The following is a 24,910-nucleotide window of genomic DNA, read 5'->3' on the forward strand; positions in this document are numbered from 1 at the left end:
CGGGTGCGTAAAGGGCCCGCGCGCAATCGTCACGGGCCCTTAACACGTCCGGCCGTCCGGATCACACCGTCCGGTTCAGACCCCGGCGTCCTCCTCGACCGCCCCGGCGAACTGGCTCGCGTGCAGGCGCGCGTAGCTGCCCTCGGCGGCCAGCAGCTCCTCGTGGTTGCCCTGCTCGACGATGGAGCCGTTCTCCATGACGAGGATCACGTCGGCGTCGCGGATCGTGGAGAGGCGGTGGGCGATGACGAAGCTCGTCCGGTCGGTGCGCAGGGCCGCCATCGCGCGCTGCAGGAGCAGCTCGGTGCGGGTGTCGACCGACGAGGTGGCCTCGTCGAGGATGAGGATGGTCGGGTCGGCCAGGAACGCCCGGGCGATGGTGATGAGCTGCTTCTCACCGGCCGAGACGTTGGAGCCCTCCTCGTCGATCACCGTGTCGTAGCCGTCCGGCAGCGCGTGGACGAACCGGTCGACGTAGGTCGCGGTGGCGGCGGTGAGGATCTCCTCCTCGGTCGCGCCCGGGCGTCCGTAGGCGATGTTGTCGCGAATCGTGCCGCCGAACAGCCACGTGTCCTGCAGCACCATGCCCATCCGCGAGCGCAGCTCGGCGCGGGGGATGGCCGTGATGTCGACCCCGTCGATCGTGATGCGGCCCTGCTGCACCTCGTAGAAGCGCATGAGCAGGTTCACCAGCGTCGTCTTGCCCGCCCCCGTCGGGCCCACGATCGCGACCGTCGAACCCGGCTCGGCGACGAGGCTGAGGTGCTCGATGAGCGGCTTGTCGGGGGAGTAGCTGAACGACACGTCCTCGAACGCGACGCGTCCGCGCAGGCCCCGCGGCAGGGCGGCCGCGTGCTCGGGGGACTGCTCCTCGGCGTCCAGCACCTGGAAGACCCGCTCGGCGGACGCGACGCCCGACTGCAGCAGGTTCGCCATCGACGCCACCTGGGTGATCGGCTGGGTGAACATGCGGGAGTACTGGATGAACGCCTGGACGTCGCCCAGCGTCATCTGGCCCGACGCCACCCGGACGCCGCCGACGACGGCGACCGCGACGTAGGAGAGGTTTCCGATGAACATCATCACCGGCATCATCAGCCCGGAGATGAACTGGGCCGAGAACGCGGCATCGCGGAGCTGGTGGTTGTCGCGCGAGAAGGCCTGCTCCACCTCGCGGCTGCGGCCGAACACCTTCACCAGGGCGTGGCCGGTGTAGGCCTCCTCCACCTGGGCGTTGACGTCGCCGGTCGACTTCCACATGTCGGCGAACTTGCCCTGCGCGCGGCGTCCGATGAGGATGGCGGCGCCCAGCGAGATCGGCACGGCCACCAGGGCGATGACCGCCAGCACCGGGGAGACCCAGAACATCATGCCGAGGACGCCGACCAGCATGAGCAGGTTGGTGAGCAGCTGGCTCAGCGTCTGCTGTAGCGAGGTGGCGATGTTGTCGATGTCGTTGGTGACGCGGCTCAGCAGCTCACCGCGGGGCTGCCGGTCGAAGTAGGACAGGGGGAGCCGATCGAGCTTGGTCTGGACGTCGCGGCGCATCCGGTACACCGAGTTCTGCACGACGTCGTTGAGGATCCAGCCGGCCGCCCACGTGAAGGCGCCGCCGATGACGGCCAGGCCCAGCGCGAGCCAGGCCACCTGGGCAACGGCCGTCCAGTCCACGCCCACGCCGGGCGTGATGCCCGGCATGCCCGTCAGCATGTCGGCGAAGGTGTTCTCGCCGGCGGCGCGCAGCTGGGCGATGGCCTGCTCGAGCGTGATGCCGGCGGGCAGGTTCTTGCCGATGAGGCCCTCGAACAGGTGGTCCGTCATCGCGCCGAGCACGCGGGGCTGGACGACGTTGGCGAGCACACCGATGGCGGTGAGCACGACGACGATCCCGATCTTGCCCCGCTCGGGGCGCAACTGGCCGAGCAGGCGGCGCAGCGACGGGCCGAAGTTGATGGCCTTCTCGACGGGTCCCTGGGCCATGGGGCCGTGGCCGCGGGACTGGGGGCCGTGCTTGGGGCGCTCGGGGGCGTCCACGACGCGGCCGTCGTCCGACGTCGGTTGGGACGCCTCGGGCTGCTTGTTCTTGCTCATGCCACTTCCTCCGCCTTGAACTGGGACTCGACGATCTCGACGTACGTCGGGCAGGTCGCGAGCAGCTGGTCGTGCGTCCCGATGCCGTCGATGCGGCCGTGGTCGAGCACGACGATCTGGTCGGCGTCGCGGATCGTGGCGATCCGCTGGCCGACGATGACGACGGCGGCGTCCGCCGTCTCGGACGCCAGCGCCGCGCGCAGGCGGGCGTCAGTGGCGACGTCGAGCGCGGAGAAGCTGTCGTCGAACAGGTACACGTCCGGACGCCGCACGAGCGCCCGCGCGATCGACAGCCGTTGGCGCTGACCGCCGGAGACGTTGGTGCCGCCCTGGGCGATGGCGGCGTCGAGGCCGCCTTGCATCTTCTCGACGAAGTCGCGGGCCTGGGCGACCTCGAGGGCGTGCCAGAGCTCCTCGTCGGTCGCCTCCGGGTTGCCGTAGCGCAGGTTGGAGGCCACGGTGCCGGTGAACAGGTACGGCTTCTGCGGCACGAGGCCGATCGCGTTCCACAACACCTCGGGGTGCAGCTCGCGGACGTCGACGCCGTCGACCCGCACGGTGCCGGCGGTCGCGTCGAACAGGCGGGGGATGAGGTTGACCAGCGTGGACTTGCCCGAGCCGGTCGAGCCGATGATGCCGGTGGTGGTGCCGGGGGTGACGCGGAAGGAGATGTCCGACAGCACGGGGGCCTCCGCGCCGGGGTAGGAGAAGCTGACGGCGTCGAGATCCACCGCACCGTGGTCGATCACGTCGCCGACCGGGTTCGCGGGCGGCACGACCGAGCTGCGCGTGTCGAGCACCTCGCGGATGCGGATGGCGCACACCTGGGCGCGGGGGGCGATCATCAGCATCATCGTCGACATCATCACGCTCATTAGGATCTGCGTGAGGTACTGCAGGAACGCCGTGAGCTGGCCGATCTGCATCTCGCCGGCCTCCACCCGCAGGCCACCGAACCACATGACGCCGACGCTGGAGGCGGACATGACGAGCTGGACGAAGGGGAACAGGGTGAGCATGCGGCGTCCGACCCGCAGCGACACGTCGGTCAGGTCCCGGTTGGCGGACGCGAACCGCTCGCCCTCGTGCTCCTCGCGGACGAACGCGCGGATGACGCGCAGGCCGCTGATCTGCTCGCGCAGCACCCGGTTGAGGGCGTCGATGCGCACCTGCATGGCCCGGAACAGCGGCAGCGCCTGCATGAGGATCACGGCGATCACGATGCCGAGGACGCCGACGGCGACGGCGATCAGCCAGCTCAGCCCGACGTCCTCCCGCAGGGCCATGATGAGGCCGCCGACCATCATGATCGGCGCCTGCACGATCATGAAGGCGGTCATCATGACGAGCTGCTGGATCTGCTGGACGTCGTTGGTCGTCCGCGTGATGAGGCTGGGGGCGCCGAAGGTGTTCACCTCGCGCGTCGAGAACGACAGGACGTGGGAGAAGATGTCGGCGCGCAGGTCGCGGCCGACGTTCATGGCCGTGCGGGCACCGAAGAACACGGCGGCGGCCTGGCCGACGATCTGGCCGAACGTGACGGCCAGCATGGTGCCGCCGAGGCTCCAGATGACCGGGATGTCGCCGCGGGCGACGCCCTCGTCGATGATCCGGGCGTTGAGCGTGGGCAGGTAGAGCGCCGCGGCCGTGGCGATGAGCTGGAACAGCACGACCAGCGCGATCGCCCCGGTGTAGGGCTTGAGATAGGTGCGGAGCAGGGAGAGGAGCATCAGGCCTCCTTGGGGCCGGCCAGGCCGCTGAGGGCCAGCTGGGCGAGCGTGTCGGGATCGGTGAGGTCGGACGCCCCGACCAACGGGTGGTGCGCCCCGAACGAGAGGGCGACGAGGAGGGCCGCCGCGCGTTCCGGGGTGGTGCGCAGGGCGGCGGCGTGGGGGTTGAGCGTGGCGGCGACGTGGGCGAGGACCTCGCGGTGCAGGGCGGTGAAGTCCGGCCGCGGGCAGGCCGAGCCGTCGGGTTTGTGGGCGGGGCGGGGGGCGTCGGCCACCGCGGGGTGGGGGAACACGGCGGTGAGCGCGCGGACGTCGTCGAGGTGGTGGAGCATCGTCGTCAGCAGCGCCCGCGTGGTGGTGGGCAGGTCGTCGGACGCGGCGGCGTCCAGCTCGCCGGTCAGGTGCTCGATCGACAGGGCCTCGGTGAGGCAGGTGTGGATCAGATCGTCCTTGGACTCGAAGACCCGGAAGATCGTGCCCTCGGCCACGCCCGCGGCCTCCGCGATCTGGCGGGTGGACAGGGTCGGACCATGGGTGCGCAGCAGCGGGAGGGTGGCGTCGACGAGCAGGCGTCGGCGTTCCTCGGGCGGCAGGGGAGTGGCTCGGGTCACCGGCACAGCGTAAGTGAGTGAGCGCTCACTCACCAAGCGGGTTGCGCGGTGTTGCCGCGCCGCCCCGCTGGGTTGCCGGTGTGGGGTGGGAGGAGGGATACCGTCACGGGGAAAGGGGTGCGCGATGGAGATGCTCGTGACGGCGCTGACGCTCATCGCGATCATCGCGCTGGGCCACCTCGTGAAGCGGATCGGGTGGCTGCAGGCGTCCGACTTCCGGCCCCTGAGCATCATCGCCCTGCGCATCACCCTGCCGTGCGCGCTCGTGACGAGCTTCGACAGCTTCGAGATCGGGCCGCAGCTGCTGTGGCTGTCGCTGTTCGGGTTCGTCACGGTGGTCGCCGCGCAGGGGGTGTCGTTCCTCGTCGAACGGCGCCGGGGGGCGCGCGCGCAGGCGTTCGGCGTCCTGAACGTGGGCAGCTTCAACATCGGGCTGTTCGCCATTCCCTACGTCGGGGCATTCCTCGGGCCCGAGGCGATCGTGGTGGCGTCCATGTTCGACATCGGCAACGCGCTCGCCGGCGCGGGCATCGCGTACGCCTGGGGGCTCGGGCTGGCGTCCGGACGCCCCGCGTCGCTGGGGCGGTTCGTGCGAACCGTGTTCTCCTCGCCGGTGTTCCTGACGTACCTGGCGCTCGTGGTGATGGGGCTGGCGCGCGTGCGGTTGCCCGACCCGGTGCTGCAGTTCACCGCCACCGTGGGCGCGGCCAACACCTTCGTGGCGATGTTCATGATCGGGGTGGGGCTCGAGCTGGTGCTCGACCGGCGGGCCTACGGCGACGCGCTGCGGTTCCTGGCCACGCGGTGGGCCGTGATGGCGGTGGCGGCGTGGGTGCTGTGGTTCGTGCTGCCGTTCGGGCCGGCCGAGAAGGCGATCCTGCTGGCGCTGCTGTGCGCGCCCATGGCGGCGATGACCTCGGGATTCACCGCCGAGGCGGGCCTCGACGTGCGGGTGTCGACCTTCATGACCACCATGAGCGTGCTCGTCGCGATCGTCGCGATGCCCGTGGTGCTGTCGCTGCTGTGACACCCGGGGCGTGAGGCTCGCGGTGTGACGTGCCTGCTGTGATGTCGCATTCCTGCGAGAGCGCGGGGCGTGCGTGGGGGAGGATGGATGCCGTGATGCCCGCCCGCGAGACCTGCCTCGCCGCCGTCGACAGCCGCGACGCGCGGTTCGACGGGGCGTTCGTCACGGGGGTCACGTCCACCGGCATCTACTGCCGACCCAGCTGCCCGGCGCGGACGCCGTCGGCCGCGAACTGCACGTTCCATCCCAGCGCCGCCGCCGCGCAGGCCGCGGGGTTCCGCGCCTGCAAGCGCTGCCGCCCGGACGCCGCCCCCGGCTCGGCGGAGTGGGAGCCCCGTGCCGACGTGACGGCCCGGGTTGTCCGGTTGATCGCCGACGGCGTGGTCGACCGCGACGGCGTGGCCGGGTTGGCGCGGCGGGTGGGTTACTCCCCGCGCCAGCTCGAGCGCCTCACCCTGGCCGAGCTGGGCGCCACCCCCATCGGGCTGGCCCGCGCCCAGCGCGCGCACACCGCGCGGCTGCTGCTGCAGACGACCGATCTCGCGATGGCGGACGTGGCGTTCGCGGCGGGGTTCGGGTCGATCCGGTCGTTCAACGCCACCCTGGTGGCGGCCTACGCGGCGACGCCGTCGGGGTTGCGGGACGCGGGCGGGCCGTCGGAGGCGGGGGCGTCCGGCACCGGCGCCGTGGGCGGGCGGCTGTTGCGGCTCGACGTGCGGTTGCCGGTGCGCCCACCGTTCTGCGCGACCCACCTGTTCGGCCACCTGGTGGCCACCGGGGTGCCCGGCGTCGAGGAGTGGCGCGGCGGTGCCTACCGGCGCACGCTGCGGCTGCCCCACGGGCCGGGCATCGCGGCGCTGACCCCGCGGCCGGACCACGTGGCGGCGACGCTGCACCTGAGTGACCCGCGCGACCTCACCCCCGCCATCGGACGCTGCCGGCGGATGCTCGACCTGGACGCCGATCCGGTGGCCGTCGACGCCCTGCTGGCCCGCGACCCGGTGCTGGCGCCGCTGGTCGCCGCCGATCCCGGGTGTCGAGTGCCGCGCAGCGCCGATCCCGACGAGCTCGCCCTGCGCGTGGTGCTCGGGCAGCAGGTCTCGACCGCCGCGGCGCGGACGGCCGCCGGGCGGCTGGTGGCGCGGCTGGGGGAGCCGATCGCCGACCCCGAGGGCGGCCTGACCCACGTGTTCCCCACCGCGGACGCGGTGGCCGGGGCGTCCGCCGAGGACTACCGCGCGCCGGCGTCCCGGCGGTTGACGCTCATCCGGCTGGCCGCGGCGTTGGCGTCCGGGTCGCTCGATCTGGGGCCGGGCGCCGACCGCGACGAGGCCCGCGCCGGGTTGGCCGCCCTGCCGGGCATCGGCCCCTGGACCGTCGAGATGGTCGCGATGCGCTCCCTCGGCGATCCGGACGCCTTCCCCGCCACCGATCTGGGCGTGCGGCGCGCCGCGGCGGGGCAGGGGCTGCCGGACGGGCGGGCGCTGACCGCCCGGGCCGAGCGCTGGCGTCCGTGGCGGGCGTACGCGACGGTGCACCTGTGGTCCACCCTGGACCACGCGATCAACCGCCTGCCCGCCGACCCTGAGGAGGACGCATGAGACACCGCGTGATCGACTCGCCCGTGGGCCCGCTCACCCTCGTGGTGGACGCGAGCGGCGCGCTGGCGGCGTTGTACACGGCCGACCAGAAGCACTTCCCGGACGCCGCCGCCCTCGGCGAGCGCGACGACACCGTCGCTCCCGACGCGGTCGCGCAGTTGGCCGAGTACTTCGCGGGGACGCGCACGGCGTTCTCGGTGGAGCTGGCGCCGCGGGGCACGGCGTTCCAACACCGGGTGTGGGACGCCCTCGCCGCCATCCCCCACGGGCAGACCCGCTCGTACGGTCAGCTGGCCGCCGACCTGGGGTCGCCCGGGGCATCCCGCGCCGTCGGTGCCGCCACGGGCCGCAACCCGATCAGCATCATCGTGCCGTGTCACCGGCTGGTCGGGTCCACCGGGGCGCTCACCGGTTACGCCGGCGGCACGGAGCGGAAGCGGTGGTTGCTCCACCACGAGGGTGCGCTCCCGGGGGCGTCCGGGTTGGGCTGACGCCCAGTCTCGCTCGTTCAGGCCCGGCTGTCCCTGGCTCGACGGCGGTCGCCGGCGGGGGCGTCCTTACGTCCGAGCCCGCCGGTGTCGACCAGGCGTGCTTGTGCATGGGTCGTCGACGCGAATCCCCCGATTGCCGTCGAGGAGGCGTGCTTGTGCATGGGTCGTCGACGCCGGGGAACCGTTTGCGTCGACGACCAGGTCCTGTGCCAGGTTCTCGACGGGGCGCCCCTCCGATCCCGACCCCCGTCGGCCCGACCCGCCCCCTGTCGTTCGTGTCGCGACCCTGCCCCTGAATGCGCCTCCCTGCCGGGGGGCCCACCCCCCTGCCGTTGCCACGCTAGGGAGGTGCAAGTCGGGCAGGGTGGCGGTGCCAGTGGCAGGGAGGCGATGGCGACGGCAGGGTGGCGGCCCCTGCGGGACGGGGTGCTGGGGCTTGGTCTTGTCAGTTCGGACGTGTCGGCACCGGGTGGTCACGGTGGCGCCAAAGCAGGGACGCGACTGGCGGCTGGCGGCGTCCACGGGGGTCGTCGACTCGGCCTCGCGCACTCTGCGGTTGGCCGTCGCTGCCTCCCTGTCGTTGGCGTCGCGACCCTGCCTTTGAATGCGCCTCCCTGCTGGAGGCCCACCCCCCTGCCGTTGCAACGCTAGGGGGGTGGAGGTCGGGCAGGGTGGCGGTGCGAACGGCGGGGAGGCAATCGCAACGGCAGGGTGGCGACGCCTCCGGCAGCAACGCGACGCCAGCGGCAGTGTGGCGGCCGTCCGATTAGGCCAACTCCCCGCGGTGGACGCCTCGAACGGCCTGCTTGACCTCCGGGATTCGCGTCGGGGACGCGCTGAGCTCGGCGACGCCGAGGCGCAGCAGGGTGGCCGTCTGGGTGGTGTCGCCCGCCAGGTCGCCGCAGACGGCCACGTCGACACCGGGCAGGCCCACGCACGTCAGACGGATCAGTTCCAGCACCGCCGGGTCGTCCTGGCGGGCCAGGCCGCCGACGTCGGGATCCGTGCGGTCGGCGGCGCCGGCGTACTGCGCCAGGTCGTTGGTGCCGACGCTGGCGAAGTCCACGATCCCCGCGAAGTCACCCGCCCGCAGCGCCACGACGGGCACCTCCACCATGATGCCCACCGGCACCGGCCCAGCTCCCAACTCACGCTGCACCGCGTCGAGGACGCCCCGCGCCCACGTCACGTCGTCGGCCGAGCTCACCATCGGGAACATCACCCGCACGTCCGCGTCGCGCGCCGCCAGCAGTACGGCCCGCAACTGCTCGGCGAACACGTCCTCCGCGAGCCGCATCGCCCGGATGCCGCGCAGGGCCATGGCCGGGTTGTCCGGCGTCCCGGTCGGCACGAAGGCCAGCGGCTTGTCGGCGCCGGCGTCCCACGTCCGGATCGTCACCGGCCGGCCCCCGAGCGCCCGCGCGATCTCCACGTAGGCCGCCGCCTGCTCCTCCGCGGAGGGGGCGTCCACCCGCGAGGAGAACAGGATCTCCGAGCGCAGCAGCCCCACGCCGTCCGCCCCGAACCGCTCGCTCTCCCGGGCGTCGGCCAACGTCGAGACGTTCGCCAGCACCGGCACGCGGACGCCGTCGGTCGTCACCGCGTCCTCGTGCGCACGCGCCAGCGCGCGCTGGGCGGTGCGCCGTCGGTGGACGCGCACCTCGGCCAGCAGCGAGCGGCGCGCCGGGCTCGGGCGGCGCCACAGGTCGCCGGTCACCGGGTCGAATGCCACCTGGTCCCCGTCCCGCAGCGTGGCGGCGTCGCGCCGGCCGGGCAGCACGGCAATGCCCCGGCCCCGCGCCGTCAGGACGCCGTGGCCGGTGGCCCCGCCGCTGGTCGTGATGACGCCGAGGCAGGTCCGGCGGTCCAGCCGCAGCGCGGTGGGGGCGTCCAGCTCGTCGACGACCCACACGCGCGGCTCGTCGGGCCCCTCGTCGACCAACGGCCGCTCCATGAGGGCCAGGTGCAGCAGGCGGCGCAGGCCCCGCAGGTCCTGGGCGCGCTCGCGCAGGAAGGGGTCGCTCAGCGCCTCGAACTCCCGCACCGCCCGCGTCAGCTCGCTGCCCACCGACTCGACGGCGCTGAACCCCTCCGTGATCCGGGTGACGATCTCGTGGTTGAGCGCCCGGTCGGTCAGCAGGGTGGCCTCCGCGGCGACGATGCCCGTCGGGTCGCCGCCGGCGGCGAGGTCGGCCAGGAACTCCTTGACCTGGGCCACGGCGGCGAAGAAGCGGTCGAGCTCGTCCTTGGGCGTGCCCGGCACATAGCCCTGCAGGGGCGGGCCGGACGAGCGCAGGATCACCTGGCCCACCACGGGCAGGGTGTCCGAGGGGCCCATGGCCTCGGCCGGCGTTCCTGCGGGGGCGACCCCGGTCACCGGCGCCTGCCGGCGGCTGGCGCTCTCGCCGAAGTCGCGGGCCGAGAGGTCGGCCAGCACCCGGCGGGCCTCCTCGGCCTCGGGGCCGCTGATGCGCGCCTGCAGCACCTGGCCGCGGCCCACCTGCAGCGCGGTCACCCTGGACAGGCTGGTCGCCCGCGCCGGGCCAGCACCGGTGGTGGCGTTGCTGAGCAGCACCTCGGCGGCGATGTCGCCCAGCGCCGTCACCACGGTGGCGGCCGGACGCAGGTGCAGGCCCCGCGCGTTGCGGACGGTGGCGCGCCACACCAGCGACGTGTCCTTCGGGGTGGGCGCGGGCGTGGTGAGCAGGGGCGGGGCGGGCACGTTGTCGTCCACGTGCGAGCGCTTGGTCTCCACCGCGCGGCGTGCGGCGGCGTCCGCCTCCTCCAACGACGCCCCCGCGGACGCCGCCGCGACCGCCGCCACGAGCCCCTCCACCAGCGGCGCGGACGTGATCCGCACCTCGGCGTCGAACGAGGCGGGCAGGAACTCCACGGCGAGCTCGGCGCTCATCAGGGCGCTGCCCAGATCCAGGAAGACGAGGACGCCGTCGCCGCTGTTCGCGGCCACGATGGCCTTGGTGATCGCCGCGGCGTCCGTGCCGAGGGCCCCGTCCGCGACGCCGGCGGCGACGAGCACGGTGGGTGCGTCGTCGCCCGCCACGCGGGTCGCGAAGGCGACGGCGGCGGTGGCCAACTCCCGGGAGTGGCAGACGACGACGATGCCCATCATGGCGCGGGTGCCGTCGATCGCCGGATGATCAGGTCGGGGTGGAAGAGCACCTCGGTCGTGTCGAGCGGGGTGCCGTCCATCGCCCGCAGCAGCGCGGCGACGGCGGCCGAGGTGATCGCCCCCACGGGCTGGCGGACGGTCGTCAGCGCCGGCTCGGTGAACGCCATCAGGGGGCTGTCGTCGAACCCGACCACCGACAGGTCCTCGGGCACGCCCAGGCCCCGGACGCGCGCCTCGCGGACGGCGCCGAGCGCCATGAGGTCGGAGCCGCACACGATCGCCGTGTGGCCGGACGCCACGAGCCGCCCGGTGGCCACCTGGCCCCCCTCGGCGGTGAACTGCGTCATCGCCACGGAGTCGGCGCCGAAGCCCAACGCCCGGAACGCGGCCACCTTGCGCCGCGCGGGCAGGAAGCGGTCGGGCCCCACTGCGAGGCCGATGCGGGTGTGGCCCAGCGAGCGCAGGTGCGCCACGGACGACGCCACTGCCTCGGCGTCCGAGCACGAGAAGAAGCCTGCCTCGAGCTGTTCGCTGGGGGAGTTGATGAAAACGGTGGGGATGCCGGCCTCCAGCACCCGCTCGTACGGCTCCACCGGCAACGTGTTGTTCGCGGGCATGCCCGAGATGGAGATGATGCCCGCGATGTCCATGGTCAGCAGGGTCTCGAGGTGCTGTTCCTCGCTGGTGCCGCTCGGCCCGGCCGGGCAGACGAAGTTCGGCACGCCCGCGGAGTAGAGCAGGGTGTCGGCCATCTCGGCGAAGGCCGCGAAGGACGGATTGGAGAGTTCCCCGGTCATGATGGCCACGGGCCCCGGCCGCCGGGTGGGCCGCTCGAGGGGGTAGTGCAGGGCGGCCGCCGCCGCGTGCACCGCGTCCCGGGTGTCGCTGCGGACGCCGGGCTTGCCGTTGAGCACGCGGGAGACGGTGGCCGTCGAGACGCCCGCGGCGTGCGCGAGATCCACCAAGCGTGCCTTGGCGTGGTTCATCTGGACGTGCCCTCCCTCCGCGTCGTTGACGGAACGTTGCGAGTCTAGTGCAAAGTTTTTGGTCCGCTTCCACCGTCGGAAGTCACGACGCTCCGCATGAACTGTGGCAGCTGCCACCCGCCGGAACCAGCCTCGTTATGAAAGCGTTACGAAGATTTGGCGGCTGCTTGCAGAAAGTGGGCTACTCTGCTTGCAGACAGGGGCGCGCAGAGGAGCAGCCCCCCATCAAGGAGATACAGATGCGCAAGAGCATTGTTGCAGCGCTCGTCGCGGGCATGAGCCTCACCCTGGCTGCCTGCGGTGGCGGTACCGCCACCACCACGCCCGCGCCGGGCGGAGCCGACACCACGGCTGCTGCTCCGGCGGACGCCGGCACCCTGACGGTCTGGGTCGACGAGACCCGCATCGACGCGTTCACCGAGCTGGGTGCCGATTTCCAGGCCACCAGCGGGGTGTCGCTCGACCTCGTCCAGAAGCCGACCGGCGACATCAAGACCGACTTCATCGCCCAGGCCCCGACCGGCGAGGGCCCCGACCTGATCGTCACCGCGCACGACGCGACGGGTGACCTCGTGAGCAACGGCGTCGTGGCCCCGGTGGAGCTGGGCAACGTCATCGACGGCCTCTCGGATGCGTCGAAGGCCGCGTTCACGTGGGACGGCCAGCTGTATGGCGTCCCCTACGCCATCGAGAACATCGGCCTCGTGCGCAACAACGCCCTGGTGCAGGACACCCCGGCCACGTTCGACGAGCTCGTGACGCAGGGCAAGGGCGCGGGCACGCAGTTCCCGATCGTGATCCAGCAGGGTGACGGCGGCGACGCCTACCACCTGTACCCGCTGCAGACCTCCTTCGGGGCGCCGGTGTTCACCAGCTCCAACGGCGAGTACACCACCGAGCTCGGCATGGAGGGCCCGGAGGGCCAGGCGTTCGCCACCTACCTCCGCAAGCTCGCCGACGAGGGCGCGCTGAACGCCAACATCGGCGGCGACCAGGCCAAGCAGGCCTTCCTCGACGGCCAGTCGCCCTACATCGTGACGGGCCCCTGGTGGACCAGCGACTTCGTCGACGCCGGCCTCGACATCACCGTGCTGCCGATCCCGTCGGCCGGTGGCCAGCCGTCCGCGCCGTTCCTCGGCGTCCAGGGCGTCTACCTGTCCTCGCACTCGGAGAACGCGCTGCTCGCCAACCAGTTCCTCGACTACATGACGTCGGAGGACGCCCAGACCAAGCTCTACGAGCTGGGTGGCCGGACGCCGGCCAACACCGCCGCGGCCGAGGCCATCGACGACCCGATCATCGCCGGTTTCGCCGAGGCGGGCGCCGACGGTGAGCCGATGCCGGCCATCCCCGAGATGGCCGCCGTGTGGAACTTCTGGGGTGCCACCGAGGTCAGCATCATCAACGGCCAGGCCGCCGATCCCGCGGCCGCGTGGCAGGAGATGAACAACAACATCAAGGCCGCCTTCTGAGTCCGTCTCGCAGGTGACCTGACGACGCGGGGTGGTGCTGCAAGCGCCACCCCGCGTCGTCTCACACCCGCAGCGGACACCCGGCCCGAAAGGATCCGTCGTGAGCACCGACACCCAGCCTCCCGAGGCGCCGCCGACGTCGACGTCGGCCCCCCAGCTCTCCCACGCCCGCGACCTCTCGCGGCCCGGCTTCTACGTGAAGCTGGTGCTGATGATGCTCGTGAACGCCTTTGGGCTCTACGGCATCATGGCCGCGTTCGGCCAGGAGCAGTGGGTCATTCTCGCCGTTCTCGTGGTGACGCTCGTCGTCGCCGACTACGTGTACTTCTCCAAGCGCAGCATCCCGGCCAAGTACCTGATGCCCGGCCTGGTGTTCCTGCTGGTCTACCAGATCTACGTCATGGCCAACACGGCCGTGGTCGCCTTCACCAACTACGGCGACGGGCACAACGACCTCAAGGGCCCGGCCATCACGCAGATCCTCAAGACCTCCGACCGTCGGCTCGACGGCACCCCCACGTACCCCGTCACCGTGGTGGACGTGAACGGCTCCCTCGGCTTCGCCGTGGTGGAGGACGACGAGGTGCTCGTCGGCACCCAGGAGGATCCGCTCGAGCCGGTCACCGGCGCGGTGGAGTCCGGCGGCCGGGTCACGCAGGTGCCGGGGGCGTCCGTGCTGCCGCTCGCCGAGATCCAGCAGCGGCAGAACGAGGTGCTCGACCTGCGCGTCAGTGTCTCCGACGACCCGGACGACGGCTGGCTGCGCACCGACAACGGCACCATGGCCTACCAGGCGCGCTCGGTGCTGCGCTACGACGAGGCAGCCGACACGTTCACGGCCGAGAATGGCACGGTCTACACCGCCGACCCGGCCCAGGGCCTGTACGTCGCGCCGGACGGCACGTCGCTCAGCCCCGGTTGGCGGGTGTTCGTCGGCACCGACAACTTCACGCGGATGTTCACCGACAGCCGGCTGCAGGGCCCGTTCCTGTCCATCCTGCTGTGGACGTTCGCGTTCGCCATCCTCAGCGTGCTCACCACGTTCGCGCTGGGGCTGCTGCTCGCGGTCGTGTTCAACGACGAACGGGTGAAGGGACGCCGCTTTTACCGGGCCATGTTCATCCTGCCGTACGCCTTCCCGGGTTTCCTCGCCGCGCTGGTGTGGAAGGGCATGCTGAACCAGAACTTCGGCATCATCAACCAGACGTTGCTGAACGGCGCCACCATCAACTGGCTGGGCGACGGCACGCTGGCGAAGCTCAGCATCCTCGGCGTCAACCTCTGGTTGGGCTTCCCGTACATGTTCCTGATCTGCACCGGCGCGCTCCAGTCGATCCCCGGTGAGCTCACCGAGGCCGGCATCATGGACGGCGCCGGGCCGTGGCGGCGGTTCTGGAACCTGACGCTGCCGCTGCTCATGGTCTCGGTGGCGCCGCTGCTGATCGCCAGCTTCGCGTTCAACTTCAACAACTTCTCGCTGATCTACATGTTGACCGGCGGCGGGCCGAACTATCCGGGCGCCCCGCTCATCATCGGTGAGACCGACATCCTCATCTCGATGGTCTACTCCGTGGCCTTCGAGTCGGGGGTCCGGCAGTTCGGCCTCGCCAGCGCCTTGTCGATCCTGATCTTCGTCGTGGTCGGCTTCATCTCGTGGTTGGGCTTCCGCCAGACCCGCAAGCTCGAGGAGATCATCTGATGAGCACCGTCGCCAAGATCGAACTCGACAACGCCAACGACACCCGGCTGCGGGGCGTCCGCTGGTGGAAGGAGGTCGGCTGGAAGCACCTGTTCGCGATCGCCATGATCGCCTACTGCGTCTTCCCGATCCTCTACGTCCTCTCCGCGGCGCTGAACCCCGGTGGCACGCTGACCGGTTCCACCCGGTTGTTCACCGCGGTCTCGCTGCAGAACTTCACCGAGTTGTTCACCAACACGAACTTCCCGCGGTGGATCCTGAACAGCTTCATTGTGTCGACCGTCACCGCCGTGGGCACCGTCATCATGGGCGCGGCTGCGGCGTACGCCTTCAGCCGATTCCGGTTCGTCGGACGCCGCGGCGGCCTGACGGCGCTGCTCATCATCCAGATGTTCCCCCAGATGCTGGCGTTCATCGCCATCTTCCTGCTGCTGTTGACGCTGCGCGACATCTACCCCTTCCTCGGGTTGGAGTCGCTGTTCGGCCTCATCGCCGTGTACCTCGGCGGGGCCCTGGGGGCGAACACGTTCCTGATGTACGGCTTCTTCAACACCATTCCGGCCGAGCTGGACGAGGCCGCCAAGATCGACGGCGCCACGCACGCCCAGATCTTCTGGGGCATGATCATGCGCCTGGTCACGCCCATCCTGGCCGTGGTGGGGCTGTTGTCGTTCGTCGGCACCTACGGTGAGTTCATCCTGGCCCGCATCGTGCTGGCCCGGCCCGAGAACTACACCCTGGCGGTGGGCCTGTACGTGTGGGGCTCCGACGAGCGCAACGCCCCGTGGGGCCTGTTCGCCGCCGGCGCCGTCGTGGCCGCCGTGCCGATCATCCTGCTGTTCATGTACCTGCAGAAGTACATCGTCTCCGGCCTGACCGCCGGCGGCGTGAAGGGCTGATCAGCGCCAGTCCGAAGGGCCGGTCGAGCCGGCGGCGTACTCGTCCATCGGGACGTCGCCGGCCGCCCAGGCGTCCACGACGGGCTGCAGGATGCGCCAGCACTCCTCGGTCATGTCGCCGCGGACGCTGAGCAGAGGGTCGCCGTCCAAGATGCCCTGCAGGATTTCGCCGTAGGGTCGGACGGGCGACTCGGTGAGGTCGGCCGCCAGCGAGGTCTGCTCCAGGTCCCACCGATCGCCCTCGGCGTTGGTGTTCAGGCTCAGCGCGATGGATTCCGGCGTCATGCCGATGACGAGCACGTTCGGCTCCGCGGTGTTGTGGAAGCCGGCCGGCAGGTGCACCACGGGCCGGAACTTGACGACGATGCCGCGGAACCCGTCGCCCAACGCCTTGCCGCTGCGCAGCCGGAACGGCACACCCGCCCACCGTGAGTTGCGGATCTCGACGGTCACCTCGGCGAGGGTGTCGGTGTTGCGCTCGGGGTCGACGCCCTTCTCGTCGGTGTAGGACGGGATGTCCTTGCCGTCGATCTGCCCCGCCGTGTAGCGCGCCCGGCGGGAGGCCTGCACCGGGTCGTCCCCGGCCAGGTGGGTCGAGCGCAGCAGGTGCACGACGAGGTCGCGCAGCTCCACCTCGTCGATGCTGGCCGGCTCCTCCATGGCCAGCATCGCCATGACGAGCAGCAGGTGCGACTGGATCATGTCGCGCAGCGCGCCCGCCTTGTCGTAGTAGCCGGCCCGGCCCTCGAGGGCGAGCGTCTCGTCGGCGATGATCTCGACCCGCTCGATGTTCACCGTGTTCCAGATGGGCTCGAAGATGCGGTTGCCGAACCGCAGGCCGAGCAGGTTCAGCACGGTGGCCTTGCCGAGGTAGTGGTCGACGCGGAAGATCTGCCGCTCCGGCACCAGTTGTGCCAGCAATCGGTTGAAGTCCTGCGCGGAGGCGAGGCTCGACCCGAAGGGCTTCTCAATGGCGAGCCGGATGCCCGGCGGCAGGTCGAACTGCGTCATGGCCTGGCACGCCTGCTGGCTGATGGCCGGCGGCAGCGCGAAGTACACCACGATGGGGCGTCCCTCGGCGGCGAGCCGGCCCAGGAACTCCTCCAGCGCGCTCGGGTTGGTCACGTCGAGGTGCTCGAACGTCGTGTCGTCGATCATCGGCTCGATCCGGTCGGCGCGGCAGCCGCCCTCGGCCAGGCCCTCGCGGACGCGCTGCGTCCACTGCTCAGCCGTCAGGTCGTCCGACGCCGCCCCGACCAGGTGCACGCGGTACCCGGGGCGCGCGTGCAGCAGGGTGCCGAGGCCGGGCAACAGCAGGCGATGGGTGAGGTCACCCGAGGCGCCGAGAATGACGAGTGTGACCGGAGAGTTCTCCATCGGGACCCCTTTGGGCGAGAGCGTGGCACGGACGCGCCCACGGTACTCGCATCGGGAGGGGGCCGGGACGAGGTGGTCATGACGCGCGGGCCACGATGCGCTCGCCCCCACGATCCGCACCGGCGCTCCTGCGCGTCACGACCGGTCCCTGTGACAGGGCCCGGGGCCTGCCGATCCCCCAATAGGCAGGCCCCCGGCCCTTCATCAGGAACGATAGTCGGGCCCAGTGAGGAAAACCTGTCCCCGTGGGGGTGACTGAAGACGCCCGCGCCCCCACCCCGGTGGCCGTCCGCGCCTGCGCCCGGCGATAGGCTGGAGCGGTGACTGAATCCGCCCAGCCCAGTGCAGCCCAGCCCCGAGCAGCGCAGCCCGTGACGGAGCAGCCCGTCGCCGAGCAGGTCCAGGTGCGCCTGGCGAAGCGGGAGCGGCTGCTGGCCGCCGGCGGCGAGGCCTACCCGGTCGAGGTGGCCCGCACGCACGCCCTGGCCGCCGTGCGCGCGCAGTGGGGGCACCTGGAGGCCGGGCAGGAGACCGACGAGGTCGTCAGTGTCACCGGGCGCGTGATCTTCGTCCGCAACACCGGCAAGCTCTGCTTCGCGACGCTGGCCGACCAGTTCACCCCGGACGCCGACGGCGACCGCCTCCAGGTGATGCTCAGCCTCGCCGAGGTGGGCCAGGAGTCGTTGGACGCCTGGAAGGCCGACATCGACCTCGGTGACTTCGTCTCGGTGACGGGGCGGGTCATCTCCTCCCGGCGTGGTGAGTTGTCGGTGATGGCGACGGGGTGGGCGCTGGCGTCCAAGGCGCTGCGGCCGCTGCCGACCCTGCACAAGGACCTGGCGGAGGAGACCCGCGTCCGCCAGCGCTACGCCGATCTCGTCGTGCGCCCGGAGGCGCGCGCGATGGTGCGGACGCGGGCGGCGGTCACCCGCTCGATCCGCGAGACGCTGCACCGCCTGGGTTTCATCGAGGTGGAGACCCCGGTGCTGCAGCTGATCCACGGCGGCGCCGCGGCGCGGCCGTTCACCACGCACCTCAACGCGTTCGACATCGACATGACGCTGCGGATTGCGCTGGAGCTCAACCTCAAGCGGGCCATGGTCGGCGGCACCGACCGCGTCTACGAGTTGGGGCGCATCTTCCGCAACGAGGGGATCGACAGCTCGCACTCCGCCGAGTTCACGATGCTGGAGGCCTACCAGGCGTGGACCGACCAGGCCGGCATCGCCGCCACCACCCAGCAGATCGTGGTGGACGCCGCGGACGCGGTCGGCTCCCGGCAGATGGAGACCGAGGCCGGCGTGATCGACCTGGACGGGCAGTGGCGCTGGCTGCCGCTGTTCGAGGGGCTGTCGGAGCAGGTCGGTGAGGAGATCTCGCTCGCCACCCCGGTCGGGACGCTGCAGGCCGTCGCGGACGCCCACGAGCTCGAGTACAACCCGGCGTGGGGCACCGACAAGCTGGCCGTGGAGCTCTTCGGCGAGCTCGTCGAGCCCGGCCTGCTGCAGCCGACGTTCGTGTGCGACTACCCGGCCATCGCCCAGCCGCTCGCGCGCCCGCACCGCAGCGAGCCCGGCCTCATCGAGGCGTGGGACCTCATCATCGGCGGCGTCGAGCGCGGCACCGGGTTCTCCGAGCTCATCGACCCGGTGATCCAGCGGCAGCGGTTCGTCGAGCAGTCGTTGCTCGCGGCCGGCGGCGACCCCGAGGCGATGCAGCTCGACGAGGACTTCCTCAACGCGCTCGAGTTCGGGGCCCCGCCGATGGGCGGCCTGGGCCTGGGCGTCGACCGGCTGATGATGCTGCTCACCGGCCGCGGCATCCGCGAGACGATCCTGTTCCCACTGCTCAAGCCGCAGGGCTGAGCCGGGCTCATTCCTCCTGCCTCACTCCTCCAGCGTGCTGAGGTCGCCCTCGTCCAGACCTTGGGCGCGGGCCTTGAGGACGCGGCGCATGATCTTGCCCGAGCGCGTCTTGGGCAGCTTCTCGACGACGTCGATGGCGTCCGGCTTGGCGATGGGGGAGAGGTGCTGGGCCACGTGGGCGCGGAGCTCCTCGGCGAGCGTCGGGGTCTCCTTCTCCCCGACCCGGAGCACCACGTAGGCGTGGATGGCGTTGCCCTTCACCTCGTGCGGCAGGCCGATCGCGGCCGCCTCCGAGACCGCCGGGTGGGACACCAGGGCCGACTCCACCTCGGCGGTGCCTAGGCGGTGACCGGAGACCTTGATGACGTCGTCGGTGCGCCCGATGATCCAGAGGTAGCCGTCGGCATCCCGGCGGGCGGAGTCCCCGGCCAGGTAGACGCCGGGGTAGGTCGACCAGTAGGTGTCGACGTAGCGCTGGTCGTCGCGGTACAGGGTGCGCAGCATCGCCGGCCACGGGTTCTTCAGCACGAGGAAGCCCTCCTCGCCGTCGGGCACCTCGTTGCCGTCGGCGTCCAGGATCGCGACGTCCTGGCCGAAGAACGGCTTGCCGGCCGAGCCTGGCTTCTGCGGCTCGCCCGGGGTCTGCGTGATCTGGAACATGCCGGTCTCGGTCTGCCACCAGGTGTCCATGATCGGGCACTGCTCCTTGCCGATCACGCGGTGGAACCAGTGCCACGCCTCGGGGTTGATCGGCTCGCCCACCGAACCCAGCAGGCGCAGCGAGCTCAGATCGTGGCGGTTCGGCCAGGCCTCGCCGAAGCGCATGAGCGAGCGAATCGCCGTGGGCGCGGTGTAGAACTGCGTGATGCCGTAGTACTCGATGAGCTGCCACCAGCGGTTGGGGTAGGGGTAGGTCGGGCCGCCCTCGAACATGAACACCGTGGCCCCGGTGAGCAGCGGCCCGTAGACCAGGTAAGAGTGGCCGGTCACCCAGCCCGGGTCGGCGGTGCACCACCAGCGATCCTCCGGGCGCATGTCGAAGGTGTACTTCAACGTGGTGTACGTGCCGACCATGTAGCCGCCGTGGGTGTGCAGGATCGCCTTCGGCTTCCCCGTCGAGCCCGAGGTGTAGAGGATGTACAGGGGGTCCTCGGAGTCCAGCGACACGGTCTCGCAGGTGCCCTTGGCGATGGGCAGCGCGAGCAGGTCGGAGTACCAGTGGTCACGCAGCGCGTCCATCGTCACCTCGTTGCCGGCCCGCCGGACCACGATGACGTTCTCCACCGTGGGGGAGTAGCGGACGGCCTCGTCGACGATGCTCTTCAGCGGGAACACCGAGCCGTTCACGAACGAGCCGTCGGCGGTGATGACGAGCTTGGACTCGGAGTCGTCGATGCGCGAGGCCAGGGCGTCGGAGGAGAACCCGGCGAAGATCACCGAGTGGACGGCGCCGATCTTCGCGCACGCCAGCATCGCGAAGAACACCTCGGGGATGCGGGGCAGGTAGATGGTGACGCGGTCGCCCTTCGTGATGCCCATCGCCTTGATGATGTTCGCCATCATGTTCACCTGGCGGTTGAGCGAGTAGTAGCTGTAGGTCTTGTGCTCCGAGCCGTCCTCGCTCTGCCAGATGAGCGCCAGCTTGTTCTTGTTGGGGCCCGTCAGGTGCCGGTCGAGGCAGTTGTGGACGATGTTGCAGCGCGCGCCGGTGAACCAGCGGTAGAACGGGGCGTCGCTGTCGTCCAGCACCTTGTCCCACGGCTCGAACCATTCCAGCTCGTCGGCCATGTCGGCCCAGAACCCCTGCGGGTCGGCCAGCGCCTCGGCGCGCAGGGCGTCCGCATCGGGGACGTGGGCGGTGGCTGCCACGCTGCGGTCGGGGTGGAAGACGTCGCCGTCGAGCTCTGCCATGGGGGATCCCTCCGTTGGGCCAACGAGCGCCGAAGCGGCGCCCGTGCAACGGCGACCACCCTAACGGGCAAACGCGGTGGGATGAAGGGTCACTTCCACTGCGTGGCGACGGCGAAGGACGCCGCCATGAGGCCCATGCCGATCAGCATGTTCCAGTTGCCGAGCGCCGTCATGCCCGGCACGGTGATGCCGGTGGAGGTGGTGACGTAGTACACGACCAACCACAACACCCCGACGAGCAGAAGGGTGAGGAAGGTCGGCACCACCCAGCCGCGGCGGTTGCTGAGCGTCTGCTTCTTCCGGTTCTCGGCCCGCACCGCGTTGACCGACGCCTTGCGGGCGGACTTCTTCTTGAGCTCCGCCTGCTCGCGGCCCTTGGACTCCGGCACCCCATGCTCCTGCTGTTTGGTCGAACGGACCAGCTCACCCTACCCCAGTGGTCGGCGGTGGGCTCGGTTACGCTGGTGGCCATGGCCGGACGCGACACCTCCCGGACGCGCCGGGCGCGGCAGCGGCTCGGCGCCGCCCGCAGCCGCTTCGCCACCACCGCGTCCCCCCTGCGGTTGCTGACCGTGCTGGCCTGCGTGGTCGCCGGGTTCATGATGGCCACCGGCGCCCTGGCCTCGCGCGGCAACGACCTGCGTCCCGACCGCACGACCGAGCTCTCTCGCCTGGTCGCCCAGGAGGCCGACCGGGCGGACGCCCTCGCCCGCGACGCCGCGACGCTGCGCGCCGAGGTCGACGAGCTCACCCAGGCCAACGCCTCTCGCGCCGCCGGGCCGGACGCCGCCGAGATCGGTGCGGCGGCCGAGGCGGCGGCGTCCGTCGCCGTGGTCGGCCCCGCGGTCACCGTGACGTTGACCGACGCCCCGGCCTCGGTGCAGCCGGCCGGCGTCGACGCCGACCTCCTCGTGGTGCACCAGCAGGACATCCAGGCCGTCGCCAACGCCCTGTGGGCCGGTGGCGCGGAGGCCATGACCATCCAGGGCCAGCGCGTCTCGAGCCGCACCGGCATCAAGTGCGTGGGCAACACCGTGGTGCTGCACGGCGTCCCCTACGCCCCGCCCTACGTGATCACCGCCGTCGGCGACCAGGCCGCCCTCGAGCGCGCCCTGGCCGACTCCGCCTACCTGGACATCTACCGCCAGTACGTGGACGCCTACCGGCTCGGGTACGCCGTGGCCCGGACGCCGGAGGCGAGGCTTGCCGCCTACGAGGGGCCGGCGACGTTCGACCACGCGCGGGTCGCGGGGCGCTGAGCGGACGCCGCGGGCCCGGTGGGTGCGCGTGGGGGAGAATGGACGCCATGGCCCGGGTACTCGTCGTGGACAACTACGACTCGTTCGTCTACAACATCGTCTCCTACCTCGCCCAGATCGGCGCCGAGGTGGAGGTGTGGCGCAACGACGACGCGCGCTTCGAGGATCCCGACTGGCCCGACGGCTTCGACGGCGTCCTGCTCTCGCCGGGGCCGGGCACGCCCGAGGCCGCCGGCGTCTGCATCGACGTGGTGCGCACCCAGGCCGGCCGGCTGCCGATCTTCGGGGTGTGCCTCGGCCTGCAGTCGATCGGCGTGGCCTACGGGGGTGTCGTCGACCGCGCGCCCGAGCTGCTGCACGGCAAGACCTCGCTGGTGCACCACGACGGACGCGGCGTGTTCGCCGGCCTGCCCTCGCCGCTGACCGCCACGCGCTACCACAGCCTCGCCATCGAGCCGGCGACCCTGCCCGACTCCCTCGAGGTCTCCGCGCGCACCGAGTCCGGCGTCATCATGGCCGTGCGGCACCGCGAGCTGGCTGTGGAGTGCGTCCAGTTCCACCCAGAGTCCGTGCTCACCGAGGGCGGCTACCAGATGCTCGCCAACTGGCTCGCCGCCTGCGGCGACGCCGACGCCCCCGCCCGCGCGCAGGGCCTGGCGCCCCTCATGGCCGTCCAGGGCTGACCGACCGCGGTCGGCCTAGCCCGTGGGCTCCGGGGAGGGGCTGTCGACCGGCGGGGTGCTTGCCGTGGGTGAGGCGCTGGTGCCGGCCACGCCGACGACCAGCACGACCCGGCTGCTCTTCGCCACCTTGGAGTTCGCTTCGGGTTCGGTGTACATCACGTAGCCGACCAGATCCTCGGAGGCTGCGGCGTTGCGGGTGGTCACGTCGGTGAAGCCCAGGTCGGCGAGGCGCTGGGCGGCGTCCTCGGGTGTCGAACCACGCAGGGTCGGGACGGTGGCCGCTCCGGTCGTGACGGTCAGCGTGATGCTGCTCGAGGTGGCCACCACCTCCCCCGCGGCAGGGGAGACGGCCGTGACGACGTCGGGGGCGGCGTCGGCGGGCTCTGAGGTGGCGTCGGCGCGGTTCACATTCGTGAAACCGGCCTCGCCGAGTGCCGCCACCGCATCGTCGAACGACATGTCGACGAGCCCGTCCGGGATGGCGGCGCGCTCGGTCATGACGACCGTCAGGGTCACCTGGGCGCTGGTGGCGACGCTGGTGCCCGGGCTCGGGGAGACCGACAGCACCGTGCCGGCCGGGGTGTCGGCGGGCGCGTCGTCCTCCGCGGCGGGCGTCTGACCCACGTTGGGGAAGCCGGCGTCGAGGAGCCGCTGGCGGGCCTCCTCGTACAGCAGCCCCTCCAGCCCGTCAGGAATCTCCGCGCGCTCGGGGCCCGCGTTGACGGTCAGCGTCACGACCGACCCCTCCGGCACCACGGTGCCGGAGACGGGGTTGACCTGCGTGACGGTGCCGACGGTCGCATCGTCGGGCCCCTGCACGGTGGTGACGGCGGCCTCCAGCCCGGCCTCGTCCAGGCGCGCCTCGGCAACCGCCTGGGTCTGGGTGAGCAGACCGCTCGGCACCGCGACCGTCACCGGCCCGGTGTCGCGGTTGATGAGGAGAAACGCCGCGACGGCGGCCACGAGCACCAGCAGGATGCCGACCGTCCAGCCGATCACCGCCCGCCTCCGCCGTTCGCCGACCGGCTCCATCGAGCCGGTCATCGTCGTCTCCGTCGCGCTGGGCGCGGACGTCGGCGACGTGAGGGGCACCATCGCGGTCGCCATCGGCGGCACGGCGGCGGCCACCATGGGGGCCACCGGTGGCGGCAGGGTCGCCTTGACGCGCTGCCCGCCGAGGATGCGGCCGATGTCGTCGCGCATCTCGGCCGCGGTCTGGTAGCGGGCGTCCGGCTCCTTGGCCAGCGCGCGCAGCACCACGGCGTCCATCGGGGCCGTCACCTCGGCGTCCAGCTCCGAGGGTGCCTTCGGTGTCTCGCGCACGTGCTGGTAGGCCACGGACACCGGGGAGTCGCCCTGGAACGGCGGACGCCCCACGAGCAGCTCGTACATGAGGCAGCCGGCGGAGTAGATGTCGGACCGGGCGTCGACGGTCTCGCCGCGCGCCTGCTCCGGGGAGAGGTATTGCGCCGTGCCGATCACCGCGGCGGTCTGCGTCATCGTCGACGAGGTGTCCGACACCGCCCGCGCGATGCCGAAGTCCATCACCTTGATCACGCCGGTGGGGGTCAGCATGACGTTGGCGGGCTTGATGTCGCGGTGGATGATGCCGGCCTTGTGGCTGTAGCTCAGGGCGTCCAGCACGCCCTGGGTGAACTCCAGGGCCCGGCGCGGCAGGATCGGACGCCCCTCGCGCAGGATCTCGCGCAGCGTGCGGCCCGGCACCAGCTCCATCACGATGTAGGGCACGGCGACGCCGGTGCGGGGGTCCTCATCCTCCCCGGTGTCGTAGACCGACACGATGTTCGGGTGGTTCAGCCCGGCCGCGGCCTGGGCCTCGCGGCGGAAGCGGGTCTGGAAGGTGGGGTCGGACGCCAGGTCGAGCCGCAGCTCCTTGACGGCGACGTCACGCCCAAGCCGGGTGTCGCGCGCCTGGCTGACCACCGCCATGCCGCCGCGGCCGATCACCTTGCCGAGCTGGTAGCGCCCGCCGAGAATCCGCGGCTCCGCCGCCGGGGTGTGCGGGGAGTACGGCGGCCCGGCGGGCGGCATCGCCCGGGTCGCGGCGACCTCGTCGC

The 24,910-nt window shown here is 71.6% G+C and carries 18 protein-coding genes; 9 read left to right on the plus strand and 9 right to left on the minus strand.

Features of this window, described 5'->3' with window-relative positions:
• Positions 1 to 75 precede the first annotated feature (75 nt).
• The 3 genes from IFY26_RS02160 to IFY26_RS02170 are packed head-to-tail and all read right to left on the minus strand — an operon-like array spanning position 76 to position 4,432.
• On the minus strand, positions 76 to 2,091 hold the full coding sequence (locus tag IFY26_RS02160; protein WP_416046540.1) for an ABC transporter ATP-binding protein: 2,016 nt from the start codon (positions 2,089 to 2,091) through the stop codon (positions 76 to 78).
• The gene (locus tag IFY26_RS02165) at positions 2,088 to 3,821 is read right to left on the minus strand and encodes an ABC transporter ATP-binding protein (RefSeq protein ID WP_232547359.1); all 1,734 of its coding nucleotides are present in this window, start codon (positions 3,819 to 3,821) and stop codon (positions 2,088 to 2,090) included. The genes IFY26_RS02160 and IFY26_RS02165 overlap by 4 nt, the downstream gene beginning before the upstream one ends.
• Complete coding sequence (locus tag IFY26_RS02170; RefSeq protein WP_232547360.1) at positions 3,821 to 4,432, minus strand: TetR/AcrR family transcriptional regulator; 612 nt, start codon at positions 4,430 to 4,432, stop codon at positions 3,821 to 3,823. Before IFY26_RS02170 ends, IFY26_RS02165 begins: the two co-directional genes overlap by 1 nt.
• Positions 4,433 to 4,556: 124 nt before the next feature.
• On the opposite strand from IFY26_RS02170, the gene IFY26_RS02175 reads away from it, so the two are divergent.
• The 3 genes from IFY26_RS02175 (at position 4,557) to IFY26_RS02185 (ending at position 7,551) form a co-directional block, all read left to right on the plus strand.
• The gene (locus tag IFY26_RS02175; protein ID WP_232547361.1) at positions 4,557 to 5,459 is read left to right on the plus strand and encodes an AEC family transporter; all 903 of its coding nucleotides are present in this window, start codon (positions 4,557 to 4,559) and stop codon (positions 5,457 to 5,459) included.
• A 95-nt stretch (positions 5,460 to 5,554) separates the two neighbouring features.
• Complete coding sequence (locus IFY26_RS02180) at positions 5,555 to 7,060, plus strand: DNA-3-methyladenine glycosylase 2 family protein (RefSeq protein ID WP_232547471.1); 1,506 nt, start codon at positions 5,555 to 5,557, stop codon at positions 7,058 to 7,060.
• Entirely contained in the window at positions 7,057 to 7,551 is a 495-nt protein-coding gene (locus IFY26_RS02185) for a methylated-DNA--[protein]-cysteine S-methyltransferase (RefSeq protein WP_232547362.1), read from the plus strand. The genes IFY26_RS02180 and IFY26_RS02185 overlap by 4 nt, the downstream gene beginning before the upstream one ends.
• A gap of 766 nt (positions 7,552 to 8,317) precedes the next feature.
• Here IFY26_RS02185 and IFY26_RS02190 read toward each other — a convergent pair.
• Together IFY26_RS02190 and IFY26_RS02195 are read right to left on the minus strand one after the other, a co-directional pair.
• Positions 8,318 to 10,681, minus strand: coding sequence for a putative PEP-binding protein (locus IFY26_RS02190; protein WP_232547363.1), 2,364 nt, complete (start codon positions 10,679 to 10,681; stop codon positions 8,318 to 8,320).
• Positions 10,678 to 11,667: a LacI family DNA-binding transcriptional regulator gene (locus tag IFY26_RS02195; protein ID WP_232547364.1), complete on the minus strand. Its 990-nt coding sequence runs from the start codon at positions 11,665 to 11,667 to the stop codon at positions 10,678 to 10,680. Before IFY26_RS02195 ends, IFY26_RS02190 begins: the two co-directional genes overlap by 4 nt.
• Before the next feature lie 239 nt (positions 11,668 to 11,906).
• On the opposite strand from IFY26_RS02195, the gene IFY26_RS02200 reads away from it, so the two are divergent.
• From IFY26_RS02200 to IFY26_RS02210, 3 genes are all read left to right on the plus strand, one after another.
• Entirely contained in the window at positions 11,907 to 13,139 is a 1,233-nt protein-coding gene (locus IFY26_RS02200) for a sugar ABC transporter substrate-binding protein (protein ID WP_232547365.1), read from the plus strand.
• Between the two features lie 100 nt (positions 13,140 to 13,239).
• Positions 13,240 to 14,838 carry an ABC transporter permease subunit gene (locus tag IFY26_RS02205; protein WP_232547366.1) on the plus strand — a complete coding sequence of 533 codons (1,599 nt, stop codon included), beginning with the start codon at positions 13,240 to 13,242 and terminating at the stop codon, positions 14,836 to 14,838.
• Complete coding sequence (locus IFY26_RS02210) at positions 14,838 to 15,737, plus strand: sugar ABC transporter permease (RefSeq protein WP_232547367.1); 900 nt, start codon at positions 14,838 to 14,840, stop codon at positions 15,735 to 15,737. Before IFY26_RS02205 ends, IFY26_RS02210 begins: the two co-directional genes overlap by 1 nt.
• Here IFY26_RS02210 and IFY26_RS02215 read toward each other — a convergent pair whose 3' ends face one another.
• The gene (locus tag IFY26_RS02215) at positions 15,738 to 17,114 is read right to left on the minus strand and encodes a glucose-6-phosphate dehydrogenase (protein WP_232547368.1); all 1,377 of its coding nucleotides are present in this window, start codon (positions 17,112 to 17,114) and stop codon (positions 15,738 to 15,740) included.
• A 371-nt stretch (positions 17,115 to 17,485) separates the two neighbouring features.
• Here IFY26_RS02215 and lysS point away from each other — a divergent pair, with 371 nt between their 5' ends.
• Positions 17,486 to 18,979, plus strand: coding sequence for a lysine--tRNA ligase (gene lysS, locus IFY26_RS02220; protein WP_232547472.1), 1,494 nt, complete (start codon positions 17,486 to 17,488; stop codon positions 18,977 to 18,979).
• Positions 18,980 to 19,000: 21 nt separating this feature from the next.
• Here the strand turns inward: lysS and acs are convergent, their stop codons facing one another.
• Positions 19,001 to 20,890 (minus strand): acetate--CoA ligase, encoded by a 1,890-nt coding sequence (acs, locus tag IFY26_RS02225; RefSeq protein WP_232547369.1) that lies wholly within the window; start codon positions 20,888 to 20,890, stop codon positions 19,001 to 19,003.
• Positions 20,891 to 20,979: 89 nt separating this feature from the next.
• Entirely contained in the window at positions 20,980 to 21,279 is a 300-nt protein-coding gene (locus IFY26_RS02230) for a cell division protein CrgA (RefSeq protein ID WP_232547370.1), read from the minus strand.
• 81 nt (positions 21,280 to 21,360) lie between these two features.
• On the opposite strand from IFY26_RS02230, the gene IFY26_RS02235 reads away from it, so the two are divergent.
• On the plus strand, positions 21,361 to 22,149 hold the full coding sequence (locus tag IFY26_RS02235; protein ID WP_232547371.1) for a DUF881 domain-containing protein: 789 nt from the start codon (positions 21,361 to 21,363) through the stop codon (positions 22,147 to 22,149).
• 47 nt (positions 22,150 to 22,196) lie between these two features.
• On the plus strand, positions 22,197 to 22,832 hold the full coding sequence (locus IFY26_RS02240) for an aminodeoxychorismate/anthranilate synthase component II (protein WP_232547372.1): 636 nt from the start codon (positions 22,197 to 22,199) through the stop codon (positions 22,830 to 22,832).
• A gap of 15 nt (positions 22,833 to 22,847) precedes the next feature.
• Here IFY26_RS02240 and pknB read toward each other — a convergent pair whose 3' ends face one another.
• Positions 22,848 to 24,884, minus strand: a complete 2,037-nt coding sequence (gene pknB, locus IFY26_RS02245; protein WP_416046544.1) for a Stk1 family PASTA domain-containing Ser/Thr kinase — start codon at positions 24,882 to 24,884, stop codon at positions 22,848 to 22,850.
• Positions 24,885 to 24,910 lie beyond the last annotated feature (26 nt).

This window comes from Propioniciclava soli (genome assembly GCF_014858005.1).
GTDB classification, from domain to species: domain Bacteria; phylum Actinomycetota; class Actinomycetes; order Propionibacteriales; family Propionibacteriaceae; genus Propioniciclava; species Propioniciclava soli.